The sequence below is a fragment of the Telluria sp. ZT3P25 genome (assembly GCF_059685895.1).
In genome coordinates this window covers 2,722,004-2,740,602 of sequence record NZ_JCASIJ010000001.1, presented here as the reverse complement: position 1 = coordinate 2,740,602, position 18,599 = coordinate 2,722,004, and the positions used below count along the sequence as shown (strand labels likewise).

The following is an 18,599-nucleotide window of genomic DNA, read 5'->3' as shown; positions in this document are numbered from 1 at the left end:
CATGCAAATCTCTGCTTCCCTGCGCCTGACCGTTCTCGCACTGGCCCTCGGCCTTGGCGGCTGCGCCGTCGGGCCGGCCTATGAACGGCCTGCCGCGCTGCCGGCCGGTCCGGTACCGGCAATCTACAAGGGCGTCAACGCGCCCTTGCCGGGCTGGGCGCCTGCCGCACCCGCCGACGCGCTCGAGCGCGGTCCCTGGTGGCAGCTGTTCAACGATCCGGAACTCGATCGCCTCAGCCGTCAGGTCGAGGTGGCCAACCAGAACATCGCCGTGGCCGTGGCCAACTACGCGCAGGCGCGTGCGATCGTCGCGCAGCAGCGCGCGTCACTGTTCCCGGTGGTGTCGCTTGGCGCCGGGGGCGATCGCGCCGGCGGTGGTCGTAGTAGCGGCAGCGGCGACACTAACCGCGGCGCCGCCAGCGCCTACCGCCTGCAGATCGGCGCGAGCTGGGAGCCGGACGTGTTCGGCCGCCTGCGCACGGCGGTCGATGCGGCCGAAGCCAGCGCCCAGGCCAGCGCCGCCGACCTGGCCAGCGTGCGCCTCGCGGCGCTTGGCGAGCTGGCCATCAACTACTTCTCGCTGCGCCAGACGGATGCCCAGATCGGCATGCTCACGGCCACCATCGAGGGCTATGAACGCGTACTCCAGATCACGTCGAACCGCTTCGCGGCCGGTGTCTCTGCGCGTTCGGACGTGCTGCAGGCCCAGACGCAACTGGCCACGGCGCGCAGCGACGCGCTTGGCCTTGCGCGCTCGCGCGCCGAACTCGAACATGCAATTGCGGTGCTGGTCGGCCAGAGCCCGTCGAGCTTCGCGCTGGCCAGCACGCCGTGGCAGGTGGTGGTGCCGGCCGTACCGGTGGGCGTGCCATCCACGCTGCTGCAGCGCCGGCCCGACATCGCCGCCGCCGAGCGCGATGTGGCTGTGGCCAATGCCGACATCGGCATCGCGCGCTCGGCCTACTTCCCGACCTTCGGGCTGTCGGCTTCGTACGGCAACAACACGAGCCGCGTGGGCGACCTGTTCTCGCTGTCGAACGCGGCCTGGTCGTTCGGCCTGTCGGCGGCGCAGACGCTGTTCAATGCCGGCGCCACGCGTGCCAGCGTCGAAGGCGCCGAGGCGCGCCATCAAGCCACCGTCGCCAGCTACCGTCAGGTGGTCCTGACGGCGTTCGCCGATGTCGAGAATGGCCTGGCCGCCACCCGCGTGCTCGAGCAGCAGCAGCAGTTGCGCGTCGAGGCCGCCGAAGCGGCGGGCCTGGTCGAAGAGCAGATCCTGAACCGCTACAAGTCGGGGCAGGTGAGCTATACCGAGGTGGTGCAGGCGCAGGTCACGGCGCTCAATGCGCGGCGCCAGCTGGTGCAGGTGCAGGCCGACCGCCAGACCGCCGCCGTGTCGCTGATCCAGGCGCTGGGCGGCGGCTGGGTCGAGGGCAGCATCGACAACGCACCGGCAATTGTCAATTGAGCCGCGTCTGGGCTTACAATGACGCATCCGAGGCTCGAGCGACTTTATGAAAAAATGGATTGACCGTATGCTGGGCGCCGACAAGACGCCAGCCGTGGACGCGAGCGAATCGCCGGCCGGTGAACCTGCGGCCGATCTGGCCGTGCAGGTCGACGGTGCGTATTACCGCTGGCTGACCGCATCGGCCGGTTACGAAGCCACGCCTGACGTCGAAGAACACCTGCTGGACCTGGTGCGTACGCTGGCGCTCGATCCGAACGCGGCCAGCGGCCTGGTGCCGCGTATCCCCGAACTGATCCCTGAACTGCTGCGCGACCTGGCCGACGACGCTGTATCGCAGGGCGCGCTCGCGCGCTCGGTCGAACGCGACACAGTGCTGGTGGCCGAAGTGATCCGTGAAGCCAACAGCGCGTATTACCGCCCGCTGCAGCCCATCAAGTCGCTCGATGCCGCGCTGTTGATGCTCGGCCAGAACGGCTTGCGCATGTTGCTGGCGCGGATCGCGTTCCGCCCGCTGTTGCGCATGGCCGACACCGGCTTTGCGCGCCACGCTGCGCCGCTAGTCTGGCATCAGGCCGAGAAGTGCGCGCTGGCGTCGAGCCTGATGGCGCCGGGCATGGCTGCCGGCGTGTTTGAAGCTTACCTGGCCGGCCTGATGCAGAACCTGGGCTTGCTGGTGGCGTTTCGCCTGGCCGAGCGCGCAGCCGAAGCGGGCAAGATTCCCGGCTCGAGCGAATTCGGTGCCCGTTTGTTTGCCGTCAGCCGCGGTCTGTCGGCGTCGATCGCAGCGCATTGGGAGTTCCCGCCGGATGTCGTGCATGCCATCGCCAGTACCGGCACGCCGGCTGCATCGGCGCTGGGCCGGGCGCTGGAGCGGGGCGACCAGATCGCCAAGCTGCACGTGCTGATCGATGCCCACGTCGTGGCGGAGGACGACAATCTCGTCACCGATGGCCTGAACAGCTTCGAACGGCGCTGTCTGGGCAAGCTGGCCGACGTCAGAAGCTAACTCAGGGCGCCGGGCAAATCCGGTTGCGCCCACCCTGTTTGGCCGTGTAGAGCATCGCATCGGCCTGCACGAACAGTTCGTTTTCGCTGCGCTGCGCCGGAAACGCCGCCAGGCCGCCGCTGAACGAAAAGTGCCGTTCATCGCCCGGCGCAACCTGGAACGCGATGGCGCCGAAGGCCGCGCGCAGCGCATCGAGGCGGGCCCAGGCCTGCGCCAGCGTGCAATCCCAGAACACCACCACGAATTCTTCGCCACCAAAGCGACTGAGCAGATCGCGCTCGTCCATCTGTGGCGCCAGGCACAGGCATAGCCGCTTGATGACGATGTCGCCGAAATGGTGGCCCCAGGTGTCGTTGATGGTCTTGAACTTGTCAATGTCGATGACGCCGAATGCCAATGGCTTGTCTTCCAGCGTGGCCTGGCGGATCAGGTCCTGTGTTTTACGCCGCAGCCCGATCTTGTTGAGCAGGCCCGTGGCGCGGTCCTTGCCGATCAAATCCTTGTTGACGCGGATCTTGGCTGCGCGGTTGGCCAGTTGCGCTTCGAGCATGCCCGAGCCGGTGTCGGGCAACACCGCATCGAAGCCATCGCCCAGTGCGCGCCGGGCCAGGGCGTCGTCCGGGCGACGCTGCAGCAGTACGATTTCGCGCACCGGATCGGCCTCGATATTCTTTTGGATCACGCGCGCCAGGGCGTCCACCCGCAGATAGTCGCTGTCGGGGATCAAGACCAGATCCGGTTGCAATTCCTTGACGCGCAGGTGCAGTGTCGATGGCTCGGCGTGGTAACTGATGTCGATGCGCTGATCGCGCAGCGCCGCATCATCGAGGCTGCCGGGCAGGCCGAGCGTGACCAGTGTGACGGCATCGCCCCGTTTGCTCTGGACGAACAGGTTGAACAGTTTGTCGACCAGCACATCGTTGGCGATCGGTTTTTCGGCATACGCCAGGCAATGGCTGTCGACCAGCCGCTGCTGCAGCAGGAAGCGGCTGCCCTGGCGGCTCGATTGCAGGTATACGTAGCTGTGACCGGGCGGCAGGCGCGCCAGCAATTCACCCAGCATCAGCGTCTTGCGCGCATCCTGCAGGTCGGCCTGCATATTGTGCAGGGTATCGAGGTCGATCACGAACAGGCTGGCGCCGCGATCGGCGTCGACGGCCGCGACATATTGCGCCAGCTCGCTGAAGAAGCGGATATCGAAATCGTATTTGTGCGCGTGCAGCAGCAACTCTGCCCGGTTGTCCTTGATGAAGAAACTCTGGCACAGATACAGGACAGTATGTCGGTACAGTGGCGACTCGCTTGTCATGTTTGCATGCCTCCCCTGAATGCCTGTCTTGCAAAACGACAATATTACATCCTGCCAGACCAATATGACGCGGTGTTGACGCGGCCGAACCGGCCGTCGCGTGGCCAACATTCCGACACCGTTTTGACACAACGGCGATATACTCCCGCATTGCATTTTTCATCCAGGGTGTTGTCTTGTTCAAATCGATTTTCCTGCCTGTCGCCCTCCTGGGCGCCGCGACCGCCGCCTTTGCCGACGAAGGCCAGTGGCAACCGCACCAGCTGCCGCAGCTCTCGTCCGAACTGAAACGTATCGGTATCACGATGCCGGCCGCGAAGCTGGCCGATCTGCGCAAGCATCCGATGAGCGCGATGGTGTCGCTCGGTGGCTGCTCGGCCTCGTTCGTGTCGCCCGATGGTCTGGTGGTCACGAACCACCACTGCGCCTACGGCGCGATCCAGCGCAATTCGACCCCGGAACAGAACTACATCGTCAATGGCTTCCTGGCTAGGACCCGCGCTGAAGAACTGCCGGGCGGCCCGAACACGCTGATCTACGTGACCGAAAAGGTCGAGAACGTCACCAAGCGCGTTCTGGATGGCCTGAGCCCCACGCTGTCGGGCAGCGAGCGTCATGCGCTGGTTGCCGCGCGCGTGAAGGCCTTGATCGCCGAATGCGAAACCGACAAATCGACGCGCTGCTCGGTGCCGGCGTTTCACCGCGGCCTGGAGTACTACCGCATCAAGCAGCTGATGATCCGCGACGTGCGCCTGGTGCATTCGCCGTCGGACCGCATCGGCAACTTCGGCGGTGACATCGACAACTACGAGTGGCCGCGCCAGACGGGCGATTACTCGTTCCTGCGCGCTTACGTTGGCAAGGACGGCCGCCCGGCCGATCCGTCGCCGGACAACGTGCCATACCGCTCGAAGGACTTCCTGGTGGTGTCGGCCGAAGGCCTGAAGAACGGCGATCCGATCCTGCTGGCCGGCTACCCGGGCCGCACCAGCCGCTACAAGCTGCCAAGCGAGATCCGCTTCGCGCGCGACGTCGATTTCCCGGCCAAGGCAGCCACGATCACGGCCGACCTGGCCACCATCGCCGCCGCAACCAGGGACAATCCCGCCTGGGACGTGCGCTACGCGAGCGTAGCCAAGAGCCTGAACAACGTGCTGAAAAAGACGCAGGGCCTGATGGACGGCTTCGCGCGCAAGGACATCGCCGCCATCAAGGACGTGCAGGACGCCGAGTTCCGCACCTGGCAGCAAAGTCACGCCGGCGCCAACAAGAACCTGCTGACCGAACTCGATGCCGTGATTGCCCGCGACATGGCGCTGCAACGCCAGGAAGCCGCCTGGAACGAAGCGACCCACAGCGACCTGCTCAAGAGCGCGCGCACGCTGTACCGCCTGGCCCTTGAGCGCCAGAAGCCGGACGCAGAGCGCGAGGGCGGCTACCAGGAACGCGACCTGTCGTTCATCAAGGCGCGCCTGACGCGGCTCGAGCAGTCGTTCGTGCCAGGCGTGGACGAAGCGCGCTACAAGGCGGCGCTGGGCCGCTACGCGCGCATCGATGGCGCCGTGCGCCCGCAAGGCATCGACGCGCTGCTGCCAACCGAAGCGGCGCTGCCGGCGCTGTACCGCAGCAGCGAGCTGGCCGACACCGCCAGGCGCCTGGCCTGGATCGGCAAGGACCCGCAGGCCTTCCGCGCCTCGAACGACCCCTTCATCGCGCTGGCCGTGCGCCTGCACGACGCCGGCATGGCGCTGGAAAATCAGCGCAATGAGATCGACGGCAATCTCGAACGCGTGATCCCACAATACATGGCGGCCGTGATCGCATTCAAGACGTCGCAGGGCAAGCCGGTCTACCCGGACGCCAACTCGACGCTGCGCGTGACCTATGGCACGGTGTCGCCATACGCGCCGCGCGATGGCCTGCTGAAAGGGCCATTCACGACCGTCGAAGGCATTCTTGAAAAAGAAACCGACAAGGACCCGTTCATCGTCCCGGCCGCGCTCAAGCAAGCCATCCAGGGGAAGCGCTACGGCGTGTTCAAGGACAAGGCACTGGGCACCGTGCCGGTCAACTTCCTGTCGAGCGCCGATACCACGGGCGGCAATTCGGGTTCGGCCGTGATGAACGGGCGGGGCGAGCTGGTGGGCCTGAATTTCGATTCGACCTATGAATCGATCACCAAGGACTGGTATTTCGACACCGCCATCACGCGCGCGATCCACGTGGATATCCGCTACATGCTGTGGGTGATGAAAGAGGTCGATCATGCCGACAACCTGCTCAAGGAAATGACGATCAAGTATCCGAAGAAATAAGCGAAGAAGTAAGCCGGATACATCCACGCATGAACGAACCCCTTGTCCTCGCCGGCCTGGTGACGTCACCGCTCGAACTGATCTCGTTCCTGCTGGCTGTCATCACGGTCGTGCTCAACATCCGCCAGAAGCACTGGGCCTGGCTGTTCTCGATCGTATCGTCGGCCACTTACGCGGTGGTGTTCTTCGAGGCGCGGCTGTACGGCGACATGGGGCTGCAGTTCGTGTTCATCGGCGCCTCGATCTGGGGCTGGAGCATGTGGCTGCGCGGCGCCGGCAATGCGCCGCTGGTCGTCACGCGACTGCGGCCCGGTACCCGCGCCTGGGTACTCGTCGCGTGGGTCGCCGGCTTCGTGCTGATTTCGACCTTCCTCGATCATTTCACCGACACCGATGTGCCGCACGCCGATGGCTTCCTGACCGCTGGCAGCCTGCTTGGACAACTGCTCCTGGCGCGCAAGAAGCTCGAGAACTGGCACATCTGGATTGCCGTCGACATCCTGTATGTCGGCCTGTATGTCTACAAGGGCCTGATGCTCACGGCCGTGCTGTATGGCGTGTTCGTATTGCTGGCCATCGCTGGCCTGCGCGCCTGGGCGGCGCATGCGGAGAAGCGGGCATGAAGATGCCCGTTGCCGGTGTGGATGATGTAGCCCGGATTGCGATCCTGGGCGCCGAATCGTCGGGCAAGTCCACGCTGTCCGAAGCGCTGGCGCGCCGCTATGACACGGTCTGGGTGCCGGAATACCTGCGCGAATTCGTCGAGGTTCAGGCCCGCGTGCCGCGCGAGCAGGACCAGTTCGGCATCGCGCGCACGCAACTGGCACGCGAGGATGCAGCAGCTCGCGTCGCACGGCGCTACCTGTTCTGCGACACGACAGCCCTGATGACGGCGTTGTACAGCCAGGTGTACTGGGGCAGGGTGGATGCCCAACTCGCGCACCTCGCCGCGCGCCATGCCTACACCGTCACATTGGTGACGGCGCCCGACGGCCCATGGGAGCCGGACGGCCTGCAGCGCGAATCGGAGGAGGTGCGCCAGATGGTGCACCGGATGCTGCTCGAGACGCTCGCCGCGCGCGGCATCGCCTACACCATCCTGGCAGGCGACCTGCCGCAGCGCATGGCGCAAGTGGAACAGCTGCTCGCTGCGCCCTGAATGATGCTTGCGGCACGCGTGCCGTCCCATTGATTCCCGTCATGCTTACGTTCAGCGCTGCGCCGTTATGCAGAGACACGGCCGATCGGCGGCAAATAGTTCGCTCGACCTGACTATTTGTTTCTTTGTGGCATTACAATATGCCACTTTCTGAACACGGGGCGGAACGCGATGAAAAATTGGATTGGTCGCTTGCTGGGCGGCGCGGAGAAAGAAACCGTCGTGCCCGCAGCCATCGGCGCGGCACTGACAGGCGAAGACAGTCAAGCCATGGCGACCGAGGTTCATGCCACTTATTACCGCTGGCTGACGGCCAGCAGCCGCTGCGCGGCGTCGCCCGAACAGGAGGCGCAGATCCTGGACGAAGTGCGCTCGCTCGCCGCCGATCCTGTCTGCGCCTCCGGCTTGGTGCCACGCATCCCCGAACTGATCTCGCAGCTCCTGACTGCGCTATCGGACGAGAACATCTCGACGGGCGCGCTGTCGGCCCAAGTGGGGCGCGACCTGGTGCTGGTTGCCGAAGTGATCCGCGAAGCGAACAGCGCCTATTACCGCCCGGTGACGCCCATCGAAACGCTCGAAGGCGCCGTCACGATGCTGGGCCTGAACGGCTTGCGCATGCTGCTCGCACGCATCGCGTTTCGCCCGCTGCTGCGCGTGACGACGCAGGGCGTGGCGCGCAAGGTGGCCCCCGTCGTCTGGAAGCATGCCGAACGCTGCGCATTCGCTGCCAGCGTCATGGCGCCGGGGCTCTCGGCCGGCGTGTTCGAGTCCTATCTCGCGGGCCTGATGCACAACCTGGGATTGCAGGTGGCGTTCCAGATCGCCGACCGCGTCTGCGAAGGCAAGGTGCCGGGCTCCGGCGAATTTGGCATTGCGTTCTTTGCCGCCAGCCGCGAGCTGTCGGCCGTGATCGCCAGCCACTGGGATTTTCCGCCGGATGTCGTCAAGGCCATCGCGCATGCGCATGAGCCGGAAGGTTCGCATCCGGCGCAGGCGCTGGCGCTGGGGGACCGCATCGCCACGTTGCGCCTGCTGCTGGATGCAGGTGTGATTGGTGATGATGATCCGCTCGTGATGCAGGGGTTGAATGGGTTTGAGCGGCGGTGTTTGGGCAAATTGCAGGAGTTGTCCGATTAAGTGCGCCTGACAAACCATCTAGTTGGTCAGTAAACTACAGCCGAGTAGATTGAGCTCTGCCAACTGCCTGCAACTGGTCATTAAGGTCCTTTAACCTTGGCCGCGGATGGGTGAGTCCTTCATCAAAGTGTACATGGCCTGGTTCGGCCGGGAGCCGACATTAATCCGTCTCCTAAGCCTTCCACAACCGCCCGTGAAGGTAGATAGCAATTATTTAGTTGTCGGATGCCCAAGCTCATCGAGGTCTGCATGCAGGCGCTCGACATCGTCTTCGGTAAGCCGACAGACCGATTCGATCTTATCTGGAATACCACGAACGTCCGATTCAAGGGCACGCCCTGCTACCGTCAAGTCCACCATTACACGACGCTCGTCGTTTACGTCTCTGGTTCTAGTGACGAAACCAGCTAGCTCGATACGTTTGACCAGCGGTGTAATAGTGCTTGTATCCATTCCCAGCCGGTTTCCCAATTCACCAACAGGAACCGGCGCACTATCCAGCAATTCGAGAATTACTAAGTATTGCGAAAATGTAAGACCCAATGGTTCCAGTAGAGGTCTATGCATACGCACCATGCGATTCGCCGCGCTGTACAGGGCGAACGACAGTTGCTTGCGAAGGCGATTTTGTCTCGTAGTCATACTCTCTATTGTACTAGGGCCTAACTCACAAGAAATTTCGTGTGAAGCCGTTTTGCATTCGTGCGCGCCTTGACACATTTTCTAGACTCATTTACCTTGCTAGCAAGAGACTTGCATGTCAGGTAATATGCTTTTATGAGAAATGCCCTCGCAAATGTCTTGGAATCTGCGTTGTCGCCCGTGGTTATTCAGTCTCTCGTCGATGCGCCACTGTTGGCCTTAGCACTCTAAGCAGCGTTCTGAAGTTCTAATTCTCTCCTCACTAGAATCAGCAATCACAGCAAAAGGATGAACCATGAGCCTGAAAATCGTCATCACCGGAGCGAGCGGCCATATCGGTGCGCGAGTCTGTAATCTAATCGCTAACAAAGCGCATGTCATTGCACTAGTTGGCTCGGAGGAAGGCCGAGAAAAAGCGCAGGGCGCGGCTGAGACGCACGTCGTCGACCTCGACCAGCCTGATGGCCTTGCAGACCTGTTCGTCGGCGCGGACGCGGTGTGTGTCATTACCGCTGGGGACGCTAAGCCCGATCGTGAGCGCAATGCGTTGGAGGCCGCCGCAAAGGCCGGTGTCAGCTATGCAGTGAAGCTGTCCAGTGAGTCAGTGCCGCTGACAGAGGGACGACCTGGCGAACCCGATCCAGTCGCCGCGCGCCATACTGCTAACGAGGCGGATGTACGACGCCTGTTCAACTCCTACGCCATCGTGCGACCAACTTGGTGGGCAAGTCTGGACCAGCTGCCCTCAGTCAAGGCGGGGCTGGCGCAACACGTATTCGCTTGGCCACGCCGGGATACGTCGCTCGCGCCGATCGCGCCCGACGACGTTGCGGCGACGATTGCTGCGCTGCTGCTCAATCCGATGCCCGAAAAGCGCATCCTGTCGCTGACTGGACCGGAGACACTGACCATCGACCAAATCGCAAGCCACTATGCCTCCGCCCTTGACTGCCCGGTCGACGTGCCCGACCTGACACCCGAGAGCTATGCTGACTGGCTGACCGAGCACACACCGATGACGAAGATGGAAGCGGAAGTTACCACGGCAACCTTAATGCCTTTCGCTGACCGCCGCGAGGCGCCTGTCAGTGACGCAGTAGAGACCATTACCGGCCGTGCTCCACAGCGTTTTGCCGATTATTTGGCTGCGAACTTTTCTGCTGATAACCTGAAAGAAGAGTGAGAACACGAATATGAAAGCTGCAGCTTATCACCGCAATGGCGAGCCAGACGTGCTGGCCTACCAGGACGTTACGGACCCTGAAATCAGCCCGAGCACCGTATTGATTCGCGTCGTGCACGCAGCGCTCCAGGGCGGCGACCTGCTCAACCGCCGCAACACGCCTCCGCCAGGCGACGCCCCGCATGTCGTCGGCTATCAGGCAGCAGGTGTAATCGAGAAAGTCGGTGCAGAGGTAACCGACCTACGGCCGGGCGACCGTGTAGCGGGCTTTGCCTTTTCTGGGAGTCATGCTGAACTGTTTGCGGTCGAGCGCGACCATGCCTATGCAGTGCCCGATGGGCTGGATCTCTCGATTGCCGCCGCTGTACCGGTCGAGTTCGGGACCGCACATGACGGGCTATTCGAGTATGGCCGGCTGAAGCCGGGCGAAACGGTGCTGGTGCGAGGTGCTGCAGGCGGTGTCGGCGTCGCTGCAGTGCAGCTCGCACATCAAGCCGGCGCCAAGGTGATCGCGGTCGCAGGAACGCGGGAACGATTGGAACGCATCGCAACGATGGGCGCCGACTACCTGATCGACTATCAGGTCGAGGATGTGGTAGAGCGCGTGAAGGCACTGACCAACGGTCGTGGCGTCGATCTCGTGCTCGATATGGCGGGCGGAATTCCACTATTTGGCGCCTGCGCGTTTAAAGGCCGTTACGGCCTTATTGGAGCATCGGGGGGCACGTCTGCCAAGTTCGGCTTCGAGGAATTGCTACCGAAAAGTCTCACCGTGTTCAGCTTCATGTTCGGCAAAGAAATGGGCACGCCACGTGTGCGTGCCCTGATCGCTGACCTGATGACGCGTGCTGCAGCGGATGAGCTGACCATGCCTATCGAACGATCCTTCAAATTGGCGGATGCAGGTGATGCTCACGCCTACGCCGAAAACGAGCGTCCGGTTGGCCGTGTACTGCTTGACGTAGAAGCGGCGGCGTAATGGACGATACACGTATCTCCGACTTCTTCGTCTCGGTTGGCAAAGTATCGATCAAACCCGTTTTTGGCGGGAAGGGCATCTACCTTCATGGCAAGATCATCGCCTTCCAGCGTAAGGACGAGCTGCTGGTGAAAGGCGACAAAAAGGTCGCTGCGAAGATCGAGAAGGCAGGCGGCACGCGCATGTTCTACCGCAGTCGTAGAGGCCACCGCCAGAAGATTTACTTGCCCTACTGGTCGGTTCCCGACAGCGCCTACCACGATGCTGAAGAGATGGCCCGCTGGGTGAAAATCGGAGTGGAAGCGTCGAAACGATCGGCGAAGTAATCGGTGGGCAGCGGTTACTGGCGTCTATTCAGGCGAGCATAATGGTCGAAACCCTACTGATCGCGGCGAACCCGGATGTAAACGCGATTCGCTGGTGGATCAGCATGGGCTTCACCTAGTGGCCCAGACCTTGGGCGTACAGGTAGATGACTATCGTTTCCTCATTCCGGCAGTGGAATCAATCCCGGCCGTAAAAGAGCCCGCAGCAGTATTGCAGCGGGCCCCGTGCTAGCCAAGGCCATGCAGCTGCTTAGAAAGCAACTATGCTGGCATCAAATAAACGGTGATCGATTCTTTACCATTAAAAATCAATCTGCGCCGACACCCTGAACGTCCTCGGCGCCCCCGGCAGCAAATACCCACCCAGCGACTGCGTCACGTCGCGCCAGTAGAACTTGTCGAACGCATTGTCCATCCGCGCCCGGATAATCGTGTTCAAACCACCCGCGCGCAGCAGGTACGACGCACCGAACCCGGCCACGTGGTACCCCGGCACCTTGACCCGGTTGGCCGGATCGAACACCTTGTTGCCCGAGTACTGCCACTGCGCGTCCAGCTTCAGCCCCGCCACCTGCGGCACCGCATACTCGACCCACGCGGCCGTGCGCAGTTCCGGCACATTGGTCACGCGCTTGCCTTCGGTGCTGGCGTCGCCCGTGTCCTTCTGGTCTGTATCGAGCGCCATCAGCGACAGGTTGTAGTTCAGGCCGGGCAGGGCGCGGCCCTGCGCCGACAGTTCGACGCCACGGTGCGTCTGCTCGCCCGCACGCACGAAGACGTTGGCGGCATTCGTGTATTCGAGGCCCTGGGTGATTTCAAATACGGCGCCGGACAATGCCAGCTGCTCGTTCACATTGCGCTTGACGCCAAACTCGAACTGCTTCGAGCGGCTTGGCAAGAGCACCGTGTTTTGATTGACCGTCTCCATCGGCGCGATGCCGCCGTATTGCAGGCCATGGCTGATCGAGCCGTACACGCGCCAGTCCGGCGCCGGCGCATACACCAGCGCCACGTTCGGCAGTGCGAACGAGTCTTTTGACTTCACGCGAGCCTGGTCGATTTCTTCCAGCGCATCGAGCTTGAGCTGGACGTAGCGCACACCGGCGTGCAGCGTCCAGGCCGGGGCCAGGGTCACGACATCCTGCACGAACAGCGAACGCTCTTCGGTTGCGCGGCGTTCCATCACGGGGCCGGTGACGCGGCTGCTGTCGACCGGCGGCACGATCTGGTTCTGCCAGATATTGCTCGAGCCGACGTAGTCGTAGACGTATTCGCCGAAGCTGTCGTGGCGTTCGGCGTAGGCACTGCCGATCGTCAGCGCGTGGCGCACCGCGCCCGTGTCGAAGCGGCCCTGCAGCATCGCTTGCGCGCCCCACGGCGTCTTGCGCTCGCCGGTGCTCTGGAAGTCATACACGTCATAGTCGCCGTTCGAGCAGTAGCCAGGGTAGTAGCCGTCGCCCTCGTTGCTGCAGCCGTACGGGAAGGCGGTGAAGTCGTCGCGCTTGAACCAGTGCCTGTTGGCGTTGACGGTCGCGGTCCAGGTATCGTTGATGCGGTACTCGAAGCGCAGGCCGAGATTGCTGCTGTCGGTGTCGACGGGGCGCGTCCATGGCTGGTCGTTGAGCAGCGTTTTCGCCGAGATCCCGGTAGGCAGGGTTTCATTGCGCAGCAGCTGGTAGCCGGGGGCGGTGATCTGCTCCTTGTGCTGGTGGTCGACGTCGATCTGGAACAGCGCGTCCGGTGACATTTGCCAGTCGAAGGCGGCCGAAATGAACTGGCGCTTGCCGTCGGCGCCGCGCACGTACGACTTCAGGTCTTCGGCAGCGGCATTGATGCGGTAGCCGAAACGGCGGTCGGTGAAGCGGCCACCCAGGTCGACCGCGCCGTACACGGTGCCGCGTTCGCGCACTTCAACTGTGGCCGAACGCAGCGGCGCATTGGTCGGCCGCTTGGTGACGAAGTTGAGCATGCCGCCGGGCGCTGCGACGCCAGCCTGCAGGCCGGCCAGGCCGCGCAGGATTTCGATACGTTCCTTGTTCTCGAGCGGGATCTGCGTGTCGCCCGAAATCGCGATCATGTCCTTGCGGTAGCTGGTCGCGTTGTCGAGCGTGAAGCCGCGTACCGAAAACTGTTCGGCGTAGCCGATGGCGTTGTAGGCGTCGCCGATCGACGCATCGTAGCGGCTCGCATCGGTGACGCTGCGGATCGACAGGTCCTGCATCTGGCCCTGGCCGATCGACGTGATGGATGCCGGCGCGTCGAGCAGCTGCGTTTCGGCGAAGCCGCCGACGCTGGCGCGGTCGAGCGCGATCCATTTGCTGCTGGTGACGACGACCGAGGGAATGGCGTCCTGCGCGACTGCCGCAGGCGTGACAACGAAGGCCTGCACGATGGCGCAGGCAAGGACTGGGTGCTTCAGAGTGAAGGTCATGGTGTGCTCGTGTTTGCGCGCCACGAGGGCGCGCCGCTTAAATTCAAGCCGGAGCCAACGTGGGGGAAGGGCAAACGAACGGGAGGGCTGCTTTGCGCTTTCCTTCGCTGGCATTATCCAGATCAGGTACGAAGGGTATGTCTCACCCGGAACAACGTCCCAGGACCCCTAGCGAAGGCGCGAGTGTAGCACGGCGCTTGACGGCCGTGGTGAATCTGGCAAGCGTCGAGAAGGTTCAGGCTTGTGCGGTGGTGGGCGCTCTGGCCGCGGCAGCGGTCGTGGCGACAGGGGCCATATAGTGCAGTAGCGTCGTGCGCGCTGCCTCGCCAATTGCGCGCCACTGATCGCGGCGCTGGGCGGCGCGCTTGCGGTGCTTCGATGGCATGTCGGCCAGCGGCTTGAGGTAGAACGGCAGCGTGATCTGGTAGTGGCGCGCATCGTATTCGGCGCCGCCGAGAATGCGCCAGAAACCATCGTAGCCGCTCTCGAAGGTCGCGTGCTGGTCTGGCTGGTAGGCCGGATGCGCGGTGGCGCGCAGCGCGAGCACGCGGTCGATGCCCAGCGCCTGCGCTGCGCCCTGCAGGGCGGCAAACGCGAAGAAGCTGGGCGAGTTGTTCGGGAAGGCGCGCTCGAACGCATCGAAGGCCGGACCGGCATTGCGCCACAGGCCGGCGTTGTGGGTCACCAGCGGTACGCTCGCCACCGGAAGCGCCAGCTGCGCACCGTCGGCCCAGGTCCAGGACAGGCGATGCAGCACCGCGTCATTGGCGAGCAGCGTCAAGGTCAACCCATGCTGCGAATCGTCACGCTGCGCCGTGCGCAGTTGCAGCGCAAAGCGCCCATGCTCGCCATCGTGCTGCCACAGGATCAGGCCGGCGCTGCCATGCACCGCATCGCGGTACGCCCGATTGAAGGTCGTCTCCTCGAAGCGGGCGTGGGAATCGGGGGACTGGTGCGCGCGCCAGCGGCGCAGGGCGTGCCAGCGTTGGGTCAATCGCGCGATGATCATGGGCGCTCCATTGGACAAAGAAGTGGCGGGTGAACTTTATTAAATTAGTTCCTCAGTGAAATTATGTTCCCGATTGCCAACGTGTGCTTGGAGAAAGTGTAATGATTCGTCAGGAACCAACACGATCAGGGGCAGTGGCCCTGCTGGCGGGGTTCGGCCCCTTACAAGGCGTTGCTCAATAGCCACAATCGGTCCATGTCTGTGGCGCGCCACGCTAGTCGCGTCACGTTGACGGCCGCGAATGCCCGCTTGCCATCGGGAGCAGGTCATAATGGCGGCACTTATTTATCAGCACGGAAGAACTTTTATGACGCACAACCAGCCGCCGGAAGGCCCCCTCGCGCAGGGCCCTGTGACCGGGCACGAATCTGTGAATGACACGCAGTCCCGCAGCATGCACCGCACGGCGTCCAGTCGCGTCGTGGGCCAGGCATCGCGCGCTGCGACCGCCAAGTCGGCCAAGGGCAAGGACAAGGACAGCACGGGCATTCCGCAAAGGCCGAATGCCAGCCAGGTCTCGGCATGGAAGAAAGAAAACAAGGCCTCGATTGCAGAAACGGCGAAGCATTTCAACCTGCCTCCGACGATCGCCAAACGGTGGTGCGCAGTCGCCTGAATAACAGGGACGGTCTGCAGGCCCGGCGTACCGTGCTTCCCGGCCTTCCTGTTCGGTCTACCATGACTTTTCTCCATCAACAGGAAAACAATCATGGTGCATCCCTACGAACTGTATTACTGGCCGTCGATCCAGGGCCGCGGCGAATTCGTACGACTGGCGCTGGAAGAAGCGGGCGCCGATTACGTCGATGTAGCGCGGCGCGATGGCGGCGTCGACCTGCTGATGGCCGCGCTCGAAGTCGGCGACCATCCTTCCTTTGCCCCGCCGTTCCTGAAAGCCGGTGAGCAGACCATCGGCCAGGTAGCCAACATCCTGCTGTATCTGGGCGAACAGCATGGCCTGGCGCCACGCACCGAACCTGGCCGGCTCTGGGTCCATCAGCTGCAACTGACGATCGCTGACCTGGTCACCGAGGCGCACGACACGCATCACCCGATCGCTGCGATGCTGTACTACGAAGACCAGAAGCCCGAAGCCAAGCGCCGCGCGGCCGATTTTGTCGAGACGCGCATCCCCAAGTTCATGGCCTATTTTGCGCGGCTGCTGGCCAATCCCGAGCCACGCGACTACCTGCTGGGCGAGCGCGTGAGCTACGCCGACCTGTCGCTGTTCCAGGTGATCGAGGGTCTGCGCTACGCATTCCCCAACGCGATGAAGAAGATCGAGCAGGAGCATCCCGAGCTCACCGGCCTGCGCGACCGGGTGGCGGCGCGGCCGAAGATCGCGGCCTACCTGGCATCGCCGCGCCGCATTCCGTTCAACCAGGACGGCATCTTCCGCCGCTATCCCGAACTGGACGCGTAAGCAGGTCAGTGCAGCGCGACCGTTGTGGTGGTCATATCTTTGACCGGCACGCCGTCGCGGCGATCGAGCCACCCGGCCAGCGTGGTGAGTAGCAGGGCGCCCACGACCACCAGCGCACCGATCCATGGCGTGGCCATCAGGCCGAGGTGCGCGACAATCAGGCCACCGCCCCAGGCGCCCAGCGCGATGCCGACATTGAAGGCGGCGATGTTCAGGCCAGAGGCGACATCGACGGCCTGCGGCGCATCGCGTTCGGCGCGCCGCACCACATACACCTGCAGGCCGGGCACGTTGCCGAAAGCGACCGCGCCCCAGGCCAATACCGTCATCAACACCAGCGGTTTGCTCGGCGCCGTGAAGGCCAGCACCAACAGCACCAGCGCCAGCAACGCGAACACGATCTGCAGCGCGCGCACCGGTCCGAGGCGGTCGGCCAGCTTGCCGCCCCAGATATTCCCGGCCGCGACTGACACGCCGTACACCAGCATCACGAGGCTGACGGTCGACGCGGCGAAGCCGGCCACTTGCTGCAGGATCGGCGCCAGGTAGGTGAAGGCGATGAAGCTGCCGCCGTAGCCAAGCGTCGTGATTGCGTATACCAGCAGCAGGCGCGGCTTCTTCAGCACCGCCAGTTGCATCAAGAGCGGCGCTGGCTTGCTGCCGGCAATATCGGATGGCACCAGGATAGCGCTGCCGATGACGGCAATCACGCCCAGCAGCGACACCGCCAGGAACGTCGCCTGCCAGCCGAAGTGCTGGCCGATGAAGGTCCCGAGTGGCACACCGGTGACCAGCGCCACAGTCAGGCCGGTGAACATCAGCGCGATCGCGCTGGCTGCTTTTTCCTTCGGCACCAGGCTCGTGGCGATGGTGGAGCCGATCGAGAAGAACACGCCGTGCGCCAGGCCCGTGAGCACGCGCGCGGCCATCAATGCCGTGTAGTCCGGCGCCATCCAGGCTACCAGATTCCCGATCGTAAACAGGACCATCAGGCCAAGCAGCAGTTGCTTGCGCGGCATGCGGCCCGTCATGGCCGTGAGCAGGGGCGCGCCGATGGCCACGCCCAGCGCGTACAGGCTGACCAGGAGGCCTGCCGAGGGCACCGACACCTGCAGACTGGCGGCGATGGTGGGAATCAGGCCGACGATGACGAATTCGGTCGTCCCGATGGCAAAAGCGCTCAATGCGAGCGCCCAGAGTGCGAGTGGCATGGTGTTCTTTCTCAGAGATGGCAGACGTGCAGTGTGCCGTCTTTGCCAGCCCGGAAAAACAGGTCCGGCTACAATGGACTTTTGATTCGGAGTCATCAATGATCGACGTGGATGCGCTGATTGTGTTTTCGGCAGTCATGGATACGGGCTCGTTTTCGCGCGCTGCCGAGCGCCTGGGACAGACACCGTCGGGCGTCTCACGCACGATCTCGCGCCTCGAGGGCAGCCTGGGCATGACACTGATCCAGCGCACGACGCGGCGCCTGCAACTGACCGAGGAGGGCACCTGGCTGCTGGGCCGGGCACGGACAATTCTGGCCGACCTGGCCAACACCGAAGCCGAAGCGGCTGCGCGCCGCTCGCAGCCGGCGGGCCTGGTGCGCGTGAATGCCGCCACGCCGGCGCTGGGCCACCTGCTCGCGCCACTGGTCGCCGAATTTCTGGATGCGTATCCGCTAATCGGGCTGGAGCTGGTCAGTGGCGAAACCTATGTCGACCTGATCGAAGAGCGGGCCGACCTGGCGATCCGCATCGGCGCGCTGCCCGATTCGACGCTCAATGCACGCCGCCTGGGCGCGGCGCGGCTGCGCGTGCTGGCCTCACCCGCGTATCTCGAACGCCACGGCGCGCCGCGCGACACTGCGGCGCTGGCAGGGCATCGCACGCTGGGCTTCACGGCGCCGGCGCTGTTGAATACCTGGCCACTGCGTCATGGCGGCGGTGAAGGCTGGACGATCACGCCGCAAGTGGTGGCGTCGAGCGGCGAGACGCTGCGGCAGCTGGCGCTGCATGGCGCGGGGATCGCATCGCTGTCGGATTTTCTGACGCGCGCGGATGTCGCGGCGGGGCGGCTGGTACCGGTGCTGGAAGAACACACCCTGCCGTGGACACAGCCCGTTTGGGCTGTGTTCTACAAGCAGGGTGCGCTCGCGCCGCGGGTGGCGGCGCTGGTGGAGTTCCTCGCCCACAGGCTGGGCGAGGTGCTGGAACGCTAG

At 63.7% G+C, this 18,599-nt stretch carries 17 protein-coding genes and 1 riboswitch; of the genes, 12 read left to right on the top strand and 5 right to left on the bottom strand.

Annotated elements, in window-relative coordinates:
* The first annotated feature begins 1 nt into the window (after position 1).
* Together AC56LY_RS12175 and AC56LY_RS12170 are read left to right on the top strand one after the other, a co-directional pair.
* A complete protein-coding gene (locus AC56LY_RS12175) occupies positions 2–1,468 on the top strand; it encodes an efflux transporter outer membrane subunit (protein WP_499579736.1) in 1,467 nt (488 codons plus the stop codon).
* Positions 1,469–1,514: 46 nt separating this feature from the next.
* Positions 1,515–2,477, top strand: coding sequence for an HDOD domain-containing protein (locus tag AC56LY_RS12170; protein WP_499579733.1), 963 nt, complete (start codon positions 1,515–1,517; stop codon positions 2,475–2,477).
* Position 2,478: 1 nt separating this feature from the next.
* On the opposite strand, the gene AC56LY_RS12165 is transcribed toward AC56LY_RS12170, so the two are convergent.
* On the bottom strand, positions 2,479–3,786 hold the full coding sequence (locus AC56LY_RS12165) for a GGDEF domain-containing protein (RefSeq protein WP_499579731.1): 1,308 nt from the start codon (positions 3,784–3,786) through the stop codon (positions 2,479–2,481).
* A 176-nt stretch (positions 3,787–3,962) separates the two neighbouring features.
* Between AC56LY_RS12165 and AC56LY_RS12160 the strand changes: the two genes are divergently transcribed.
* From AC56LY_RS12160 to AC56LY_RS12145, 4 genes are all read left to right on the top strand, one after another.
* Positions 3,963–6,101 (top strand): S46 family peptidase, encoded by a 2,139-nt coding sequence (locus tag AC56LY_RS12160; RefSeq protein WP_499579726.1) that lies wholly within the window; start codon positions 3,963–3,965, stop codon positions 6,099–6,101.
* A 29-nt stretch (positions 6,102–6,130) separates the two neighbouring features.
* Positions 6,131–6,724, top strand: a complete 594-nt coding sequence (gene pnuC / locus AC56LY_RS12155) for a nicotinamide riboside transporter PnuC (RefSeq protein WP_499579724.1) — start codon at positions 6,131–6,133, stop codon at positions 6,722–6,724.
* The gene (locus tag AC56LY_RS12150; RefSeq protein WP_499579721.1) at positions 6,721–7,260 is read left to right on the top strand and encodes an AAA family ATPase; all 540 of its coding nucleotides are present in this window, start codon (positions 6,721–6,723) and stop codon (positions 7,258–7,260) included. The genes pnuC and AC56LY_RS12150 overlap by 4 nt, the downstream gene beginning before the upstream one ends.
* A gap of 171 nt (positions 7,261–7,431) precedes the next feature.
* Entirely contained in the window at positions 7,432–8,400 is a 969-nt protein-coding gene (locus tag AC56LY_RS12145; RefSeq protein ID WP_499579719.1) for an HDOD domain-containing protein, read from the top strand.
* Between the two features lie 210 nt (positions 8,401–8,610).
* Here the strand turns inward: AC56LY_RS12145 and AC56LY_RS12140 are convergent, their stop codons facing one another.
* A complete protein-coding gene (locus AC56LY_RS12140) occupies positions 8,611–8,976 on the bottom strand; it encodes a MarR family winged helix-turn-helix transcriptional regulator (protein WP_499579717.1) in 366 nt (121 codons plus the stop codon).
* Between the two features lie 361 nt (positions 8,977–9,337).
* Between AC56LY_RS12140 and AC56LY_RS12135 the strand changes: the two genes are divergently transcribed.
* From AC56LY_RS12135 to AC56LY_RS12125, 3 genes are read left to right on the top strand one after another with little or no spacing between them, the layout of a single operon-like run.
* A complete protein-coding gene (locus AC56LY_RS12135; protein WP_499579714.1) occupies positions 9,338–10,225 on the top strand; it encodes an NAD(P)H-binding protein in 888 nt (295 codons plus the stop codon).
* Positions 10,226–10,235: 10 nt separating this feature from the next.
* Complete coding sequence (locus AC56LY_RS12130) at positions 10,236–11,204, top strand: quinone oxidoreductase family protein (protein WP_499579712.1); 969 nt, start codon at positions 10,236–10,238, stop codon at positions 11,202–11,204.
* Complete coding sequence (locus AC56LY_RS12125; RefSeq protein WP_499503032.1) at positions 11,204–11,530, top strand: TfoX/Sxy family protein; 327 nt, start codon at positions 11,204–11,206, stop codon at positions 11,528–11,530. Before AC56LY_RS12130 ends, AC56LY_RS12125 begins: the two co-directional genes overlap by 1 nt.
* Before the next feature lie 301 nt (positions 11,531–11,831).
* Here the strand turns inward: AC56LY_RS12125 and AC56LY_RS12120 are convergent, their stop codons facing one another.
* Both AC56LY_RS12120 and AC56LY_RS12115 read right to left on the bottom strand, forming a co-directional pair.
* Positions 11,832–13,961, bottom strand: coding sequence for a TonB-dependent siderophore receptor (locus tag AC56LY_RS12120; protein WP_499579707.1), 2,130 nt, complete (start codon positions 13,959–13,961; stop codon positions 11,832–11,834).
* Positions 13,962–14,043: 82 nt separating this feature from the next.
* Positions 14,044–14,141: riboswitch (TPP riboswitch) on the bottom strand.
* Positions 14,142–14,196: 55 nt separating this feature from the next.
* Positions 14,197–14,970: a DUF535 family protein gene (locus tag AC56LY_RS12115; RefSeq protein ID WP_499579705.1), complete on the bottom strand. Its 774-nt coding sequence runs from the start codon at positions 14,968–14,970 to the stop codon at positions 14,197–14,199.
* A gap of 307 nt (positions 14,971–15,277) precedes the next feature.
* On the opposite strand from AC56LY_RS12115, the gene AC56LY_RS12110 reads away from it, so the two are divergent.
* A complete protein-coding gene (locus AC56LY_RS12110) occupies positions 15,278–15,586 on the top strand; it encodes a hypothetical protein (protein ID WP_499579701.1) in 309 nt (102 codons plus the stop codon).
* Positions 15,587–15,679: 93 nt separating this feature from the next.
* On the top strand, positions 15,680–16,393 hold the full coding sequence (locus AC56LY_RS12105; RefSeq protein WP_499579697.1) for a glutathione S-transferase: 714 nt from the start codon (positions 15,680–15,682) through the stop codon (positions 16,391–16,393).
* Positions 16,394–16,398: 5 nt separating this feature from the next.
* On the opposite strand, the gene AC56LY_RS12100 is transcribed toward AC56LY_RS12105, so the two are convergent.
* Positions 16,399–17,604: an MFS transporter gene (locus AC56LY_RS12100; protein WP_499579693.1), complete on the bottom strand. Its 1,206-nt coding sequence runs from the start codon at positions 17,602–17,604 to the stop codon at positions 16,399–16,401.
* Between the two features lie 98 nt (positions 17,605–17,702).
* On the opposite strand from AC56LY_RS12100, the gene AC56LY_RS12095 reads away from it, so the two are divergent.
* Positions 17,703–18,599 (top strand): LysR family transcriptional regulator, encoded by an 897-nt coding sequence (locus AC56LY_RS12095; protein ID WP_499579690.1) that lies wholly within the window; start codon positions 17,703–17,705, stop codon positions 18,597–18,599.